The sequence below is a fragment of the Marinobacterium nitratireducens genome, from assembly GCF_014645375.1.
GTDB lineage: Bacteria > Pseudomonadota > Gammaproteobacteria > Pseudomonadales > Balneatricaceae > Marinobacterium_A > Marinobacterium_A nitratireducens.
Window position 1 is genome coordinate 174,315 of record NZ_BMLT01000011.1, and the last position, 16,652, is coordinate 190,966.

Genomic DNA, 16,652 nt, shown 5'->3' on the forward strand with positions numbered 1-16,652 from the left:
GTTCAGGCTGGGGCTGTTGTACTGGCCGTCGTACTTTTTCCCCCGTCGAGGAATCCCTCCCCATGGAATGGTTCAATCTTCCGCTTGCCGTACTGGCGCTGTTGCTGCTGCTCCTGCTGATTCTGAGGTTACGTCGACGGCAGTCGTTGCAGCACAGGGCATACCTGCGGCGTGACCGGTTGCTCAGCAACGACGAGCGCAACTTTCTTGCCGCGCTGGAGCAGGCCGTGGGAGAGCGTCACCGGGTGCTGTGCAAGGTGCGCATGGCTGCCGTCACGGAGCTGGCGGAGCGACTCGACCATCGCCAGTGGCAGCATGCCTTCGCCGCCATCCGTGATCGCCATTTCGACTTTCTGGTTTGCGATGGCGAAAGCCTTGAGCCCGTATGCGCCGTGGAGCTGGCTGTCCGGGGACGACGCGATCCGCTGCTAGACCGGGTCTGCGGGCAGGCGCAGCTGCCGCTGCTGTGCTTTATCAGCCAGGGGCACTACGTGGCCGCTGAAATCGGACTGCAGTTCGACAGTCTTTTCGCCGCCGACGAATCCATTCCACAGCTCGGGTTCGAGGCACTGGCGGCTTCGGACGATGCCACCCAGACAGGCCTGCTGGGGCCGGCCAGGCCCGCCGAGCCAAACTGTCCCGAGTGCGGTGCGCCGATGGCGCTGCGCAAAACCGTCGGCGACTTCCAGGTCGAGCAGGGATTCTGGCTGTGCGGACTCCCGGAGTGCCGCAAACGCGTACCCTTTGAGCCGGAGGCTTGAGAAAGCCTATCGGCATTGCCGCCTGCCGCGTCAAAAAACAGGGTATGAGGGCGTCTTTTTTCGTCCGCTTTGGCCCGGGGCTGGGTCCGCTGGGGCGGCCTTCTGCCGGGCCGCGCGAGGGCTGGATACGCTGAATGGGGCTTCATGGCAATGCATCGGAGGGTAAAGTACAATCGGTTGCGGCGGCCCGGCCGTTCCCGTTGCGCTGACTGTTGAAGACCAAGATGAAAAAATACCTATTGCTGTCGTTCCTGCTGCTGCAGAGCCAGATGTCTCAGGCAGGGCTGGTGGACTTGTTCAAGGATGAAGAGGGCAGGACCAACTGGCAATATGTGGCGAACTGGTCCAGCGGCATTCTGATCATTCTGCTGTCGGTCGCCGTGATCAATCTGTTCCTGTTCTGGCGCCGGGCACAGAAGTCGAACCGCGAACTCAAGGCCATTCGCCGCGATCTCGAGGTACGTGTGCGTGAGCGCACGGCAACACTGGACAAGTCCAACCGGCTGCTGAAGGAAACCAATCAGCTGCTGGAAACCGAAGTTGCCGAACACCGGGTCACCACCGAACGCCTGGAGACGTCCGAATCCTATATTCGCAATATTCTGCGCTCGATGCCGCTGATGCTGGTCGGCCTCGACCGTGACGGCTGCATCACTCAGTGGAACAAGAAAGCCGAGGACGTTTCCGGTATCGAGGCCGACAAGGCCATCGGCCGCAATCTCTGGGAGCTGTACCCGAGCATTACCGTTTCGCCGCGCCTGATCGACCAGGTGCTGGAGAAAAACGAGGCGGTCACCGTCAAGCAGAGCCAGCCTGGCACCTATCACTTCGATATCACCGCGTACCCGCTGCAGGGCAACCGCAAGACCGGCGTGGTGGTGCTGGTGGATGACGTCACCAAGCGCGTCGAAGCCGAGAACATGCTGATTCACCACGACAAGATGTCGTCGATGGGCGAACTGGCGTCGACCATGGCGCACGACCTCAACACCCCGTTACAGGGCATCCTGCTGGACCTGAGCGCTTTCCACAATTTCCTCGCCAACAGCAAGCTGCTGCAGCAGGACGTCGACCAGAATGGCGAGGTCGCGCGCCTGAGCGGCCTGCTCAACGATGCCGCCGAGAAGGGCCGGGAAGTCGAGTCGGTGATCAACAACCTGCTGCGCTTCGCCCGTGGTCGCACCGACAAGCGCGAACCGGCGTTGATACCGGACGTCCTGGACCATAGCCTGGAACTGGCCAACGACGTGCTGGCTGCACCCAACTCATTGCGCTTTCGCGATATCCGCATCGACCGGCAATACGAGGACAACCTGCCGCTGCTGCCCTGTTACGTCACCGAGCTGCAGCAGGCCTTCCTCGGTCTGTTCCGTCACGCCTGCGATGCGCTGGCGCGCCGCGTCGGCGAGGAGGGCTTCGAGCCGGCCATCAGGATCCAGGTCAACAAGTGCTACGACGCCATCTGGATCAAGGTTCAGCACAACGGCGTCGGCCTGACCGGCGACGAGCAGATGTACCTGTTCGAGCCGTACTTCAGCGACCATTCGCCGGAAGAGGAATACGACGCCGGCAAGCGCCTGTCGTTCTCCTACTACGTCATCACCGAACAGCACCAGGGCCACATGGCGGTAACCTCGGACGTCAAGGTCGGCACGACCTTTCATATCGAGCTGCAGTTGTAGGCTGGACCGGCGCCGCGGGAGCGGGCTGCTCCCGGCGTCCCCGGTCGTTCTTGCCCTATAACTCCCTGGTGGCCTAGTCCTCGCAGATCGCCGGGAGCAGCGCGCGAAAAACGTCCGCGGTTTCGGGGGCGGACAGCCTTGCGGCCAGAAGCTGCGGGTCGAGAACCTCGGGTTTGCCCGCGTTGACCCGCAGAAAGGCGGCATGCGTCGTTTCGTCGATAAAGCTGACCGTCGGTATCCTGGCGAGGCACTGCCGCAGAAAGTTAAGGTTTTCCTGGACCGATAGGGCGGCGCTGGCCGGGTACACTTCCTCGGGCACCCGGGCTTTTACATTGATCTTCTGATAGCGCTCGATTTCGATAAAGGCCAGCGGATCGACAATGCTCATCTCTGCCTGCGTTCCGAAGGCGATGGTCTTCGGATAGGTGCCCTTGGGCACGCTGTTATCCAGAAACTCGTACCTGAACGTCGGCTTCTGGTAGGACATCCACTTGAAGAACAGCTTCGGAATGCCGGTGTAGGCTTCGACGCTATGGCCGAGAAAGTCTTCGACGGCCTTGTAACGGCCAACTTTCAGGCCTCGCTCCCAGCCCCGCAAGACGGTTTCTTCCGGCGGCGTGATCACGAAGTACATCAGCATGGTGTCGACATAGCTGGCATAGGTGCTGTGCAGTATCCGGGCGAGGCTCTCGGTCGAGAAGCTGTCGAAGCGGAAGCGGTCGACCAGCAGGTGGGGGATGGACTGCCGGTGTCTGGCTTTTGCACGTATGTAGTAATCCAGCTTGCGGTCGACGATCGCCACCTCCTTGCTGGTCAGTCGTCCGGCATACTTGTACGCCTCGCCCAGGCTGTCGTAATCCAGCAACTGACGCCGCCAGATATCGGGGCTGATGGTGCCATAGCCGCCCGGCTGGATGCCGAGCTCGGCCATGACTTTCGTCAACATCGGTCGCAGCGAGCTTTTTCCGGCTGCGGATGCGCCTTTCAGGCTGATCAGCACCGGCTTCTGGGCGGTGACGGTGGGCGTTAGCCCGAATTGCCGGATTGCCTGCCGAACCAGTGGTCCGATCCGTTTGCCAATGACCCTGCTGCCGTACTCGTTGCACAGGTGCCGGGTGACCAGCCGTACCAGAAAGTCGATATCGGAGCCGACGAAACCACTGGTGCCGGCGATGGAGCCGAGTACCCGATACAGGCTCTTGTAGACGGCGCGGGTGAGCGGGTCGGTCGCGGCAATACCCTGCTCCCGGAACTCGCCGATGATGCGGTACTGCTTTTCCCGGGTGGATTCGTGCAGGCGGGATTCGGGCGCCGGTCTCGAGCCGGAGAAAAGCCGGCGCAGGCTGAAGCGCCGTCGGGGTTTCCCGGTGCGGGGGCTGGCAAAGAAGGAACTTTCCAGTAGCTGCCGCACCTGGAGCTGTGCCTGCTGTTGCAATTCGTCAAACTCGCGGGTTATGCGATCCATCTCGGGGCGGATCAGCTCGACGAGGATCCTGTCGGCAGTTTCGCGAAAATTCACCCCGAGCGCGGTTTCGTCCTCCCCCTCCGGTACCACGATATCGGCGGTGACCCTGACCAGAAGTTCATGCAGCACCAGACGTTCGGGGCGGAAGGCGATCAGCTCCTCCGGCGGCAGGCCCGCCTGTTTCGCGATTTCCTCCACATCCGCAAGCCGCGTGAAGACGTTTTCGGGACGGTGGATGGTTTCCAGCTGGCGATATTCGGCGGGGATATCGGACTCCAGACCGGGGTTCCAGGCAGAATACTCGGAAGCTTTCATCGCTCGCGCCTGATAAGAGGGCATTCAGTGATTTTTACCGCATCCAGGGGAACTTCTCCACCCTGGATTCCCCCGCGAACACAAAGCTGTATCCGTTCGCAAAGTCAGATGGCGAGGCCGGTTGCAGCTATCGCCTTAAGGGGCATGCCGCGGTATCGGATCCCGCCTATTGGATCTGTGCCGGATAAGCTACTCTTCGCCATGAGTGCCCGCCCGCGGGCGTTCCCGTTTCCGCTACTAAGGCTGCTTTCAATGGCATCGTTGTCCAACCTGGATTTTGTGCTGCGTCCCAAACAGGGCGCTCTGGTACGCGCCGGCCGCATTACGCTGGCGACGCTGATGGCGCTGCTGATTGCGATGCTGCTCGGTATCGACAGCCCCTTCTGGGCCGGTATGACGGTGCTGCTGGTCGCGCAGCCGACCCGGGGGCAGTTGCTGGGCAAGGGGCTGGCGCGGGTGGCCGGCACGCTGGTCGGCGCGCTGGCGTCGGTGGGCATGATGCACCTGGCGCAGCTTGATCCCTGGCTTTTCATTCCGGCACTGGCGCTGTGGATCAGTACCAGCGCCGTGGCCGCCAATCTGCTGTCCGGCTTCCATGTCTACGCCGCGTTGCTCGCGGGTTACACCGCGGCGCTGGTGGCGTTGCCAACGCTGTCCCATCCCGACGATATCAATTCGATGGCGCTGTCGCGCGTGGCCTCGATTCTGGTCGGGGTAGGCTGTTCGCTGCTGTTTTCCTGGCTCTGGTCGCCGCGACTGGAAACCGCCGGTCTGCGCCAGCGCGCAGGAGCGGTGAGCGACGAGACGATGCGGCTGATCGCAGCGGTGCTTTGCGGCGACTGGGATCGCCAGGCGCGTATGGACACCGAAGCGCGGCTCGGACTCGAGCTGGCCGCGCTCGACGCCGAATGCGATCAGGGTGGCTCAGGCGCCTCGTCGCTGCGTCGCGAGCGGCGTCGTATCCGTCATCTGTTGCTGGCGCTGTTCGATGTGCTGGCGGTGGCTCGCGAGGTCGGCGCGTCGCCGCTGTCCGCCGAGCAGCGCGGCACTCCGCCGGCCGATCTTGCCGGCGCGCCTCAGTTGATCGGCTGGCTCGATGACTGGCGGCGTCAGCGCCTGTTCGAGGGCAGGCCCTGGATGTACCCGCGTCTGGCACGATTGCAGCAGGCGCTGCGTCGGTTCGACGCAGAACGACGACGGCTGCAGACCGAGGTCGAGGCGCCGACGAGTCGCCGCGAGGTCAGTCTGCACCGCGACTGGATCGACGCGCTGCGCACCGGTGTGCGAACGCTGCTGGTGCTGCTGTCACTGGGAGCGGGCTGGCTCGCGACCGGTGAGCCACTGTTTCTGTACGCCATGATGGGGGCGGCTATCATTTCGACCGTCTTCTCCACCATGGAAATGCCCAAGCAGGTGGTGCTGAAGGCGGCGATCGGTACCTTTGCGGGGTCGGTCGCCGCACTGATCTGCAAGCTGGGACTGATGCCCTGGGTCGACTCGATTCCGATGCTGCTGCTCGCGCTGGCCCCCTTCCTGATGATCGGCTGCCTGGCGATGGCGGAGCGGGACAAGGTCATTATCGGCACCGACTTTGGTGCCGTGTTTCTGCTGCTGACGGCCCCGGACTGGCCTTTGCAGGTGGATGCGATGGCGTTCCTGCACCTGGTGCCGGGGCCAACCCTGGGCGCGCTGACGGCAGCTGCCGGCTTCTATTTCATCCTGCCCACCGGACCGCAACGGCGACTGCGCGATATCGAAAAGCTCATCGAGCAGGACCTGCGGCGTCTGAGTCAGCCAGGCCGGCGGCTGTCCGGGGATAAGTGGCGCACACGGGCGCTGCACCGCACCCTGCGACTGGTGTTGCGCAACAGTGCCGTCGGCGTCTCCGGGCGAAGGCCGGTCTATGGCGCCATCATGGCGCTGAACCTGGGCTCGAATCTGCTGGCGCTGAACCGTCAGCTGCGCGATTTGCCTCAGGAGGATATCTATCGGCGTACCATTTCCGAGAGTCTGCAGGGGTTTGCCGACGAGAGGCTGTCGTTCGATCAGGCCGGCGACCGCTTGCTGTCTCTGGCGGTCGAGGTCGTGCACCAGCCCGGCCGGGCCGAACTTGCGGATCTGTTGCAACGCTGCGGGCTGGTGATGCAGGCGGTACCCTGGCGCTGATCCTGCGCGACGGGGACGGCTCGGTTTACGAGTCTTCCCCGGCAGATCGGTGCTTAAGGGCAGGCGGCATCGCGCTGGAATACCGCCGGTAGGATTAGCTGCCGCTGAGGAAGTCCAGCGCCACCGAGGTCATGGCTTTCACACCGATAGGTAGTGCCTTTTCGTCGATGTTGAACTTCGGATTGTGGTTGGGGAAGCGCTTGGCCGGGTCTTCCGGTGCGGCACCGACATTGAAGAACATGCCGGGGACCTCCTGTGCGTAGAAGGCGAAATCTTCGGCCGCCGTGCGCGGGTCCGCTTCCCTGAAGTTGTCGCCGGCGATACGTTTCAGGGTCGGGATCATCCTGCGGGTCAGGTCGGCGTCGTTGATCGTCGCCGGGTAGCCCGGATCGATATGGACCTCGGCCGTACCACCGCCGCTTTGCGCGATGTGCTCGGCGGTGTGGGCTATCTTCTGATGTATCTGCTCGCGCACTTCGGGCGAGAAGGTACGAATGGTACCGGTCATTTCTACCGACTCCGGAATAATGTTCTGTCTGACGCCGCCATGGATTGTACCGACCGAGATAACCGACGGTGTCTCGGTCACGTCCAGCTGTCGCGAGGGGATGGTTTGCAGCCCCAGCACGACCTGACTCGACAGAACAATGGGGTCCGTGCCCAGCCACGGGAGTCCGCCGTGGGTCTGCTTGCCGCTCACCTTGATCGAGAACACGTCCGAGGAAGCCAGGACTCCGCCGGAGCGGACCATCAGGGTACCGGCAGGGGCGGCCGCCGTAACGTGCAGGCCGAATACCGCATCGGGTGTCAGCTCGTCGAAAAGCCCCTCTTTCAGCATCAGCTCGGCGCCGCCTTCTTCACCGGCGGGGGCGCCTTCCTCCGCAGGCTGGAAAATGAACATCACGGTTCCTTCCAGCTCGTCCTTCATGGCGGCCAGTACGTCCGCCGTTCCCATCAGGATAGCGACGTGTGCGTCGTGGCCGCAGGCATGGGCCACGCCCACGTCCTGGCCGTTGAAGCTGGTACGCACCCTGGACGCGAAGGGCAGGCCGGTGTCTTCGGTTACCGGCAGGGCATCCATGTCCGCCCGCAGCGCGACCACCGGGCCCTCTTTCGCGCCCCTGAGAATCCCAACCACACCGGTATGGGCGATACCGGTTTTGACCTCGATGCCGAGTGACTCCAGATGCTTGGCGACCAGCTCGGAGGTGCGGAACTCGCGGTTGCTCAGCTCCGGGTGCTCGTGAATGTCGCGTCGCCAGGTTACGACCTGGGGTGTGATATCCGTGACGTGTTTTTCTATATCGGCGGAGAGCGACTCGGCGTTGCCGGCAAAGCCCGGCATGGCGAAGACGCCCGACAGGGTGGCCGCCGCGATGGCGGTCCGAAGAGTGTTTCGGTTTGTCATTGTGTGTTTGCTCTCCCTGGTTGATCGGGGCACAGGCAGGTGTTTCTGCCCGCTCCCGTGGTGTGTTCCGCAGACTGTGCGAGCTGATCTGCTGTGCCGGCTGTTAAGGGCAACGCGCAGCGTTCGCCCTTCGGGCCTGCCCGGCTCACAGCTGCTTGACGGGGAGCGGCTCTGGCGAAGCCGTGCTGCACTCCCGGAAAATCCGTTTCTCGCAGCGGCTGCAGGTATCGGGCGTGACCCTTACCACCGCCGCCGCGATGGCGACTTTGGGCGTTTCGAAAATCCGTTCGGGGCCGAGCTTGTCAAAATAGCCGCTGCTCTTGAGTTCGTCTAGCACTGTGCCTTTCAGCGAGCTCAGCATCAGGCGTCCGCCCTGTTGTTCGAGCCGGCGGGCTTCCTGAATCAGCATCTCGGCGCCGGCGACATCGATGAAGTTGATACCCTTGCCGACGATCAGCAGCTGGACACCCGCTTCCTCGCTGAGTCTGCGAATGCGCTGCTGCACATGGTCGATGGCGCCGAAGAACAGTGAACCGTCGATGCGTACGATTTTCAGCTGCGGGCACTGAGCGAGATCGTAGCGGCCGACGTTGCGAATGCGGCGTTCGGGATGGTTCTGTATCGGCGCGACCTCCATGACCGTCGGACGCGAGGTGCGCCGCAGGTACATCACCAGCGACAGGATCACACCGATGTATATGGCGAACTCCAGTTCGACGAACAGGGTCGCGAAAAAGGTGACGCCGAGCACCAGGGCCTCGTTGCGATTGGTGCGCAGGATGCCCCGGATATGGTGAAAATCGATGAGGTTCCATGCGATCAGCAGGATGGCGCCGGCCATCGCCGGCAACGGCAGGTAAGCGGTGAGACCGGGCGCAAGCAGCAGGATGATCGCCAGCAGCACGGCGGCGAAGATTGCCGCCATTGGCGTTCGTGCGCCGGCATCGTAATTGGCGCCGGAACGGGTGAAGGAGCCGGAGCCGGCATAACAGGAGAAAAAACTACCTATGATATTGGACAGGCCCTGGCCGATAAACTCCTGATTGCCGTCGATCTTCTGCTGCGAGCGGATGGCGATGGCGCGGGCGATAGACACCGCCTCGATCAGACCCAGCAGGGCGATGGCGAAGGCACCGGAGGTCAACGCCTGCAGCGAATGTGCGGACAGGTCCGGCATCGAGAAAGGCGGCAGGGTGCCCGGAAGGGCGCCGACCAGAGCGACTCCATTGCCGGAGCCATCGAGCAGCAGGCAGGCGAGGCTGCCAACGAACATGCCAATCAGCAGGTGCGGCCAGCGGCGGTTGACACGTCGTACCACTAACGCGGTGATCAACGTGATCAGACCAATGGCCAGCGAGTAGGGGTTCAGGCCACCCAGATCACCGGCCAAAGCCGCGAGCCCCTCAACGAAGGATAGCCCGGCCGGTACGTCGATGCCGAACAGGTGCTTGAGCTGGCTGGCGCCGATCAGAATGGCGGCGCCGGCGGTGAAACCGATTACCACGGTATGGGAGATGAAGTTGACCAGGCTGCCCAGGCGCAGCAGACCCAGTGCGAGCTGCATCAGGCCGGCCAGCAGGGTAATGGTAAGCACCGCACCCAGATATTGTGCCGGATTCAGTTCGCCGAGGCCGCTGGCAACGCTCATTACGACGATGGAAATCGCTGCTGTCGGTCCAGAGATCAGGTGCAGTGACGAACCGAACAGGGCGGCAACAACCGGCGTGATGATAGCGGTGTAGAGGCCGTACTCCGGCGGCAGACCGGCGATAAAGGCGTAGGCGACGCCTTGCGGCAGCACAATGACGGCGCCGGTCAGACCGGCGATCAGGTCGTGGGTCAGTGTCTGTCGGTCAAGTCGCCGGCCCCAGCTCATAAAGGGCAGCCGGAGCAGCAGTATGCGGTTCATCTTCTAGGGTCTCCTGTCAACGAGCGGCAAGAGTAGAAAAAAAACCATATGCTGAAAAACGAAAAAAAATGGTTATGATGAACAAAAAAATCGAATGGCGGCCGCAATGGATACCCTACTGCTGCAAACCTTTCTGGAAGTGAGCCGGACCCGCAACTTCGGCAAAGCCTCCGAGAACCTCTGTGTTTCACCCTCGACCGTCAGCGCCCGTATCCGCCAGCTGGAGCAGCATCTGGGGCTGTCGCTGTTCACCCGCAGTCACCATCAAATCGGCCTGACACCGGCGGGCGAGCGTATGGAACGGCATGCCCGTTTCATACTCAGCGCCTGGGAAAGGGCCTACGAGGACACGGCGCTGAGCGAACGCCACAAGCGCCGGCTGGTGGTCGCCGGGGTGGCCAGCCTCTGGGATATCTTCCTGCAGCAGTGGCTGAACGGCATCTATCGCGACTATCCGAGTCTCGGCCTGCGCGCCGAGGAAAGCACACCGTTGCGGGTGGTGGAAAAACTGGAACAGCGCATGATCGACGTCGGATTCATGTACGAGCCGCCGCGCATACGCGATGTGGTTGTCGAAGAGGTCGCGACGGTGCCGCTGCGGCTGGTGTCCAGCCGGGCCGGACAGCCGCTCGAGAAGGCCATCGGCGATGGTTATATCCGCGTGGAGTGGGGGACCACCTTTGCCAGCCTGCACGAGAGTCACTTTCCCCAGCGCCTGTTGGCCCGGGGACGCGTCAACAGCGGCCGGGTCGCGCTGAACCTGATGCTGGACTGCGGTGGCGCCGCCTACCTGCCGGACTCCATCGTCGCACCGCTGATCGGGCAGGGACGATTGCATGGCGTCGAGGATGCGCCGGTGATCGAGATGAAGGCTTACGCCGCCTTCGGCCTGCACGGCGAGCACCAGGCGCTGATTGCCGATCTGCTCGGCCGGTTGGATGTGTAGCGACGCCTGGCTTTTGTGCGCCGGGCGGGACGTCTTCACAAATACCCCCTTGCCGCCCTGTAACCCGCAGTCACTCCCGGCTCCTGTTATGTAGAGCCACCCTCCCTAAAAGCGGGGTCGTTTCGACCCCGGCGGCAGGCAATAACGCCGCAGCCCAGAGCCACATCGCTGCTTCCAGTCTGCTCGCCCTGCTGCCGCTTGCCGGCGCCGAGGCGGCCGAGCACAACCTGCGATTCGCGCATTTCTGGCCGACTTCATCCGAGATTCCGAAAAATTTCGAGGCCTGGGGGCAATCCATCGAGGAGGCCTCCGGTGGTCGTATCGAGGTTGAGCTCTATCCTGCGCAGACGCTGGCCAAGGCTCCCCAGAGCTACGATGCCGTCAAGAATCATATTGCGGCAGCTTCAGCGTCCTGCAGACAGCCCGGGCCCCTTCTCCGGGCTGTCTGTAACGGACGTCGTTGCTGATCTTCAATCGTTTGTATCGCTGCGATACAGCTTCTTCAAAAGTGCGAGCAGCTGGGCGCGTTCGCCCTCGTCGAGACTGGCGGTGCCGTCAATATCAACCTCCCTGGCATCGGTTTTCAGCTGCTTCAGCAACTGTTCCCCCGACTTGCTCAGATAGATGCCGTAGGCGCGCCGATCCGGTTTGCTGCGTATGCGCAGGGCCAGGCCCATTTTTTCCAGTTTGTTGACCAGGGTGACGACCTGGGGCGGGTCGATCGACAGCTGGCTGCCCAGATCCACCTGGGTCAGGCCCGGCGCCTGTTCGATCATCACCAGCGCAGCGAACTGGGCCGGACGCAAATCGTGCTGGCCAAGCCTGGCGACAAGCTTCCTGTTCATGTGCACGTGGGCACGTTTGAGCGCATAACCGATCAGCTCGTCGAGAACGCCGTTTGAGTCGGCGGCGGGCAGGCTGGTATCGGTTACAGCGGTTTTCTTTGTCTCCGGCATCGGGTTGTCATCTGTCCGTAATCAGGAATAAAACTTAATCATTATAAGTACTTTTACGCTCGCGCACAGTTCATTGCCCCCGTTTCCAATAACGGCCCCGGACGTCTCCCTGCGCCGACTATGCTGAGGGAAAGGCCCTGGGCGTTAATCCGGAGGCATCCCGATGGCGGACAAGGCAAGTTTCAACCGGGAAGACCCGCTGCTGCTGGAGCAGCAGCTCAGCGACGAAGAGCGGATGGTGTGCCGTACGGTCCAGGGGCTCAAGGGGCCCTTCACCTGCCTGGATTTGGCCCGCTACGGCATCAGCTGGGGCGCGCTCGGGGCCGCCGAAGCCTGCTGGCATACCGCGCGCCAGCCGGGCGACATGCTCGGCGGTAACGGCATCAGCGACGAGTTTGGCGTCGCACGCCACCTGGTCAACCTCGAGGTGGTCAACACCTACGGGAGCACCCACGACATCCACGCACTGATCCTGGGCCGCGCCCAGACCGGGCTGCAGGCGTTTTTCTGATCCGCCAGTCGATGATACCGGCGACGGTCAGTCGCCGTTACCGCCGGCTTTCTGCTGCGCCCGCCTGATATCCTCGGGCTCGATTTCCCAGGCCTTGAGGTCGATATCGAGATCGCTGAACCGGCCCGGGTCGAATACCGGCTGCGGGTTGCCGCCCTTGAGCTGACCATCGAAATCGCGCATCAGCCGCAGTCCCGTCCTGAACAGCAGGATCAGGGTGACCAGGTTGACCAGCGCCAGCAGGCCCATGGTGACATCGGCGAAAGCGAACGCCGTGCCAAGATCGGTGGTGGCGCCCCAGCAGATCAGCGCGATGACCGCGATGCGAAAGGCGTTGAACAGATGCTTGTTCTCGTTGCTGAAGAAGTTGAGGCTGTTCTCGCCGAGGTAGTAGTTGTACAGCATGGTGCTGAAGCCGAACAGCATCAGCGCGATGCTGACGAAGCTTCGTCCCCATTCGCCGACATGATCGGCCAGCGCCGTCTGGGTCAGGGCCACACCGCCGACGTCGGCACCGCTGGCCGGGTCCCAGGCGCCGCTGAGCAGGATGATGAAGGCGGTCGAGGAGCAGATGATCAGGGTGTCGATAAATACCGAGAACGCCTGAACGATGCCCTGGCTGGCCGGGTGCGGCACATAGGCGACGGCGGCGACGTTCGGCGCGCTGCCGAGCCCCGCCTCGTTGGAGAACAGGCCGCGCTTGACCCCGAGCATGATGGCGGCGCCGATACCGCCGCCAATGGCCGGCTCGAGCCCGAAGGCGCTCTTGACGATCAGCGCGATGACGCCGGGAATCTCGGCGAGGTTCAGCGCCAGTACCACCAGGGCGATCAGGATATAGCTGCCGGCCATGATCGGTACCAGCACTTCCGAAACCCTGGCAATGCGCTTGACGCCGCCGAAGATGATCAGCCCGACGACGATCGCCAGGCCGATGCCGGTGTAGAGCACCGGCACTCCGAAGGCGTCGCCGAACGAGGTCGCCACCGAATAGGACTGCAGCGCGGTGAAGCCGAGGCCGAAGGTGACCAGCAGCAATACCGAGTAAACGCCGGCGAGCCATTTCCAGCTGTGGCCGAGCCCGTGGGAAATATAGTAGGCCGGGCCGCCGCGGTAGGTGCCGTCGGGCTCGGAGCGCTTGTAGGCCTGCGCCAGGGTGCATTCGAGATAGCTGGTGGCCATGCCCATCAGGCCGACCACCCACATCCAGAAGATGGCGCCCGGGCCGCCCAGGGTGATCGCCACCGCGACACCGGCGATATTGCCGCCGCCGACGCGACCCGCGACCGACAGCACCAGTGCCTGAAAGGAACTCAGGTGGCCGTACTTGTCGTGCTTGAACGCCTGACTGGCGCTGAGAATGCGGAACATGCGGCCGAAATAGCGAAACTGCACGAAGCGCGAGGCGATGGTGAAGCCGACGCCGACAATGATCAGCAACGCGATCAGCACCTTGCTCCAGAGAATGTCGTTGAGAAAATCCAGCATTGGGCTCCTCCTGAGGCATTGGGGGTGATGACCCGCCAGGCGATGACGTGCCCCTTTCGGTCAGGGAAATTGCCGATACTGCAGGAGGCCAGTTGGGGTCGAGAGGGTCGTGTTTTGGTTCTTCGTAAATTAGCGGGAAACCGCAAACCAAAATGTAGGATGGGTGAAGCCCCCACCGGTGCTGCCTTGCCGATTAGCACAGTCGCCTGGGGCGGCGGAACCCATCAATGAATCCGGTTCCACGTAATGGTTTGACATCTCAAGATGGGTTACACGACGCCCTGGCTAAGTCAGAACCGGATATCCCGTGCCCTGGCGCCGTTCCACCCATCCTACGAATTACGTCATCTTCCCGCTGAATAGCGATAAACCTATTTTTTAGCGTAGACAGTTTCTGGAAACCTGTCGGCTGAAGGCCCCTTTTCCGGGACCTGGGACTATCAGGTTGTGCACTCGCCGCACAGCGAACTGTCCAGTGCCTGTCTCAGCGCTTCGCCTTCATAACCTCGGGCGATCAGCACCTGCAGCTTGGCGAACGCGGCTTCCGGTGTGATATCGCGACCGGCGACGACGCCGATACGGTTGAGCGCGGCGCCGGTGGCATAGGCGCCCTGGATGACCGCGCCCCGGTCGCATTGGGTGATGTTGAGCACGGCGATACCGCGGTCGCAGGCCTGCGCCAGTGTATCCATCAGCTCCCTGTTGGCGTCCGGCGGGTTGCCGACACCGTAGGTCTGCAGGATCAACCCCCTGATGGCGCTGTGATCCAGAATGCCCGCCAGCGTCCGCGCCGGAATGCCGGGATAGACCGGCAACAGGGCGACGGCGTTCGGGTCGAACACCGGCGCCTCGAGCTTCGGCTCGCCGGCCGGCAGCAGCAGCGATGTCTGCAGTTCGATATCGATGCCGACCCGTCCCAGCCAGGGGAAGTTGGGTGAATCGAAGGCATCGAGGCCGTCACTCCTGACCTTGCGGCTGCGGTTGCCGCGCAGCAGTCTGCCGTTGAACAGCACGCAGACTTCCGGTATCGGCCGGTTGCCGGCCAGCAGCAGCGCCGTGATCAGGTTGTCCAGCGCGTCGTTGCGCAGCTCCGCCAGCGGAATCTGGGAGCCGGTCAGAATGACCGGCTTGTCCAGCTGCTGCAGCATGAACGACAGTGCCGAGGCGGTGTAGGCCAGGGTATCGGTGCCATGCAGAATGACGAAACCGTCGTAGCGCTGCCAGTGCTTGGCCAAACAGCGCCCGATGCGACGCCAGTCGTCCGGCACCAGGTTGGCGCTGTCGATCAGGTCGTCGAACTCCAGCAGGTCGTAGTCGGGTAGCTGCGCCGTGGCGCGGCTGTCGAGCTGCTGCAGCAGGCGGTCGTGGAACCCCGGCATCGGCACGTAGCCCTCGGCCGAGGGCAGCATGCCGATGGTGCCGCCGGTGTACAGAATCAGGATGCGCCGGCTCACAGGACCTCCTGTACCGGCGCCAGCATCGCCTGTGGGCTGAGCAGCCGGTCGAGCTGGATTTCCTCCAGCAGGCCTTCGGCGATCACCAGTTCCCGCACCGTGGCGCCGCTGGTCAGGGCGGTGGTGGCGATGCGCGAGGCGTTGCTGTAACCGATGTGCGGCACCAGTGCGGTGATGATACCGATGCTGTGATCGACGTGACGGGCGCACTGCTCGCGGTTGGCGCGGATACCGCGGATGCAGCGCTCCTCGAGCATGCTGCAGGCATTGCAGAGCATCTTGATCGAGTTCAGCAGGTTGTAGACGATCATAGGCTCCATGGCGTTGAGCTGCAGCTGGCCGGCTTCTGCGGCCAAAGTGACCGCCAGGTCGCTGGCGATGACCTGGTAGGCGGTCTGGTTGACGGCTTCTGGGATCACCGGGTTGACCTTGCCCGGCATGATCGACGACCCCGGCTGCATCGGCGGCAGCAGGATTTCCGCGAGGCCGGTGCGGGGGCCGCTGGAGAGCAGCCGCAGGTCGTTGCACATCTTGCCGATCTTGATGGCGAAGCGCTTGAGGATGCCGGAGAAAAACACGAAGGCACCCATATCGGAGGTCGCTTCGACCAGGTGGAACGCGGGGACCATCGGTTTGCCGGAGATCTCCGCCAGTCGTTTCACCGCCAGCGCCTGATAGCGCGGATGGGCGTTGATGCCGGTGCCGATCGCGGTGCCGCCGAGATTGACCTCGCACAGCAGGGCGCAGGCCTCGTGGATACGGTCGATATCCTCGCCGAGATTGACCGCGAAGCCCTCGAACTCCTGGCCCAGGGTCATCGGCACCGCGTCCTGCAGCTGGGTACGCCCCATCTTGACGACGTCGGCGAACTCGGCGGCCTTGGTTTCGAGCGCCGTTTTCAGGCTCTGTATCGCCGCAACCAGCGGTTCGGCGGCGAACTGCACCCCGAGGCAGGCGGCGGTGGGATAGGCATCGTTGGTCGACTGCGAGCGGTTGACGTCGTCGTTCGGGTGCAGGTGGCGGTATTCGCCCTTGCCGTGCCCGAGCTTCTCCAGCGCCAGGTTGGCGATCACCTCGTTGGCGTTCATGTTGGTCGAGGTGCCGGCGCCGCCCTGGATCAGGTCGACGACGAACTGGTCGTGCAGCCGGCCGGCGATGATGTCGTCACAGGCGGCGAGGATGGCATCGGCCTTGATGCTGTCGAGCACACCGAGCTCGCGGTTGGCGCCGGCGGCGGCCGCCTTGACCATCGCCAGCGCCCGGATCAGCTCGGGAAAGTGGCTGATCGGTACACCGGTAATGGCGAAATTGTCCAGTGCGCGCTGGGTCTGGATGCCGTACCAGGCGTCGGCGGGAATGGCCAGATCGCCGAGCAAATCGTGTTCAATGCGAGTGTTCATCGTGTTCGGGAACTCACAGGTAGGGGGTATTGGGGGCCCGCGGTGGCGGGCCCGGGTGTTGGCGTTGGTGCAATCAGTTGCCGCTGGTGGCCGGTACGACCGGTGTCTGTCGCACGCGCTCGAGGTCTTCGGGCTCGATCTCCCAGGCGGCCGGGTCGACGTTCATGTCGGCAAAGCGGGCGGCGTCGAAG

General features: G+C 63.2%; 12 protein-coding genes and 1 pseudogene. 6 read left to right on the forward strand and 7 right to left on the reverse strand.

Annotated elements, in window-relative coordinates; genetic code table 11:
• Positions 1–62 precede the first annotated feature (62 nt).
• A complete protein-coding gene (locus IEX85_RS19510; protein WP_188862296.1) occupies positions 63–761 on the forward strand; it encodes a DUF2726 domain-containing protein in 699 nt (232 codons plus the stop codon).
• Positions 762–985: 224 nt separating this feature from the next.
• Entirely contained in the window at positions 986–2,443 is a 1,458-nt protein-coding gene (locus IEX85_RS19515) for a two-component system sensor histidine kinase NtrB (protein WP_188862297.1), read from the forward strand.
• Positions 2,444–2,516: 73 nt separating this feature from the next.
• On the opposite strand, the gene IEX85_RS19520 is transcribed toward IEX85_RS19515, so the two are convergent.
• A complete protein-coding gene (locus tag IEX85_RS19520) occupies positions 2,517–4,223 on the reverse strand; it encodes a DEAD/DEAH box helicase family protein (protein ID WP_188862298.1) in 1,707 nt (568 codons plus the stop codon).
• 252 nt (positions 4,224–4,475) lie between these two features.
• On the opposite strand from IEX85_RS19520, the gene IEX85_RS19525 reads away from it, so the two are divergent.
• On the forward strand, positions 4,476–6,389 hold the full coding sequence (locus IEX85_RS19525; protein WP_188862299.1) for an FUSC family protein: 1,914 nt from the start codon (positions 4,476–4,478) through the stop codon (positions 6,387–6,389).
• A 94-nt stretch (positions 6,390–6,483) separates the two neighbouring features.
• Here the strand turns inward: IEX85_RS19525 and IEX85_RS19530 are convergent, their stop codons facing one another.
• Positions 6,484–7,797, reverse strand: a complete 1,314-nt coding sequence (locus IEX85_RS19530; protein WP_188862300.1) for an amidohydrolase — start codon at positions 7,795–7,797, stop codon at positions 6,484–6,486.
• A gap of 145 nt (positions 7,798–7,942) precedes the next feature.
• The gene (locus IEX85_RS19535) at positions 7,943–9,706 is read right to left on the reverse strand and encodes a SulP family inorganic anion transporter (RefSeq protein ID WP_188862301.1); all 1,764 of its coding nucleotides are present in this window, start codon (positions 9,704–9,706) and stop codon (positions 7,943–7,945) included.
• Positions 9,707–9,812: 106 nt separating this feature from the next.
• Between IEX85_RS19535 and IEX85_RS19540 the strand changes: the two genes are divergently transcribed.
• Both IEX85_RS19540 and IEX85_RS19545 read left to right on the forward strand, forming a co-directional pair.
• Positions 9,813–10,652, forward strand: a complete 840-nt coding sequence (locus tag IEX85_RS19540; protein WP_188862302.1) for a LysR family transcriptional regulator — start codon at positions 9,813–9,815, stop codon at positions 10,650–10,652.
• Between the two features lie 227 nt (positions 10,653–10,879).
• Positions 10,880–11,119: a hypothetical protein gene (locus tag IEX85_RS19545; protein ID WP_268238102.1), complete on the forward strand. Its 240-nt coding sequence runs from the start codon at positions 10,880–10,882 to the stop codon at positions 11,117–11,119.
• Between the two features lie 3 nt (positions 11,120–11,122).
• Here IEX85_RS19545 and IEX85_RS19550 read toward each other — a convergent pair whose 3' ends face one another.
• Positions 11,123–11,608: a MarR family winged helix-turn-helix transcriptional regulator gene (locus tag IEX85_RS19550; protein ID WP_188862303.1), complete on the reverse strand. Its 486-nt coding sequence runs from the start codon at positions 11,606–11,608 to the stop codon at positions 11,123–11,125.
• Positions 11,609–11,858: 250 nt separating this feature from the next.
• On the opposite strand from IEX85_RS19550, the pseudogene IEX85_RS19555 reads away from it, so the two are divergent.
• Positions 11,859–12,119, forward strand: a pseudogene (locus IEX85_RS19555) (hypothetical protein); the annotation flags it as partial.
• Positions 12,120–12,146: 27 nt separating this feature from the next.
• Here the strand turns inward: IEX85_RS19555 and IEX85_RS19560 are convergent.
• The 3 genes from IEX85_RS19560 to IEX85_RS19570 form a co-directional block, all read right to left on the reverse strand.
• A complete protein-coding gene (locus tag IEX85_RS19560) occupies positions 12,147–13,607 on the reverse strand; it encodes an alanine/glycine:cation symporter family protein (RefSeq protein ID WP_188862304.1) in 1,461 nt (486 codons plus the stop codon).
• 440 nt (positions 13,608–14,047) lie between these two features.
• Entirely contained in the window at positions 14,048–15,061 is a 1,014-nt protein-coding gene (ansA, locus tag IEX85_RS19565) for an asparaginase (RefSeq protein ID WP_188862305.1), read from the reverse strand.
• The gene (locus IEX85_RS19570; protein ID WP_188862306.1) at positions 15,058–16,461 is read right to left on the reverse strand and encodes an aspartate ammonia-lyase; all 1,404 of its coding nucleotides are present in this window, start codon (positions 16,459–16,461) and stop codon (positions 15,058–15,060) included. Before IEX85_RS19570 ends, ansA begins: the two co-directional genes overlap by 4 nt.
• Between the last annotated feature and the right edge of the window lie 191 nt (positions 16,462–16,652).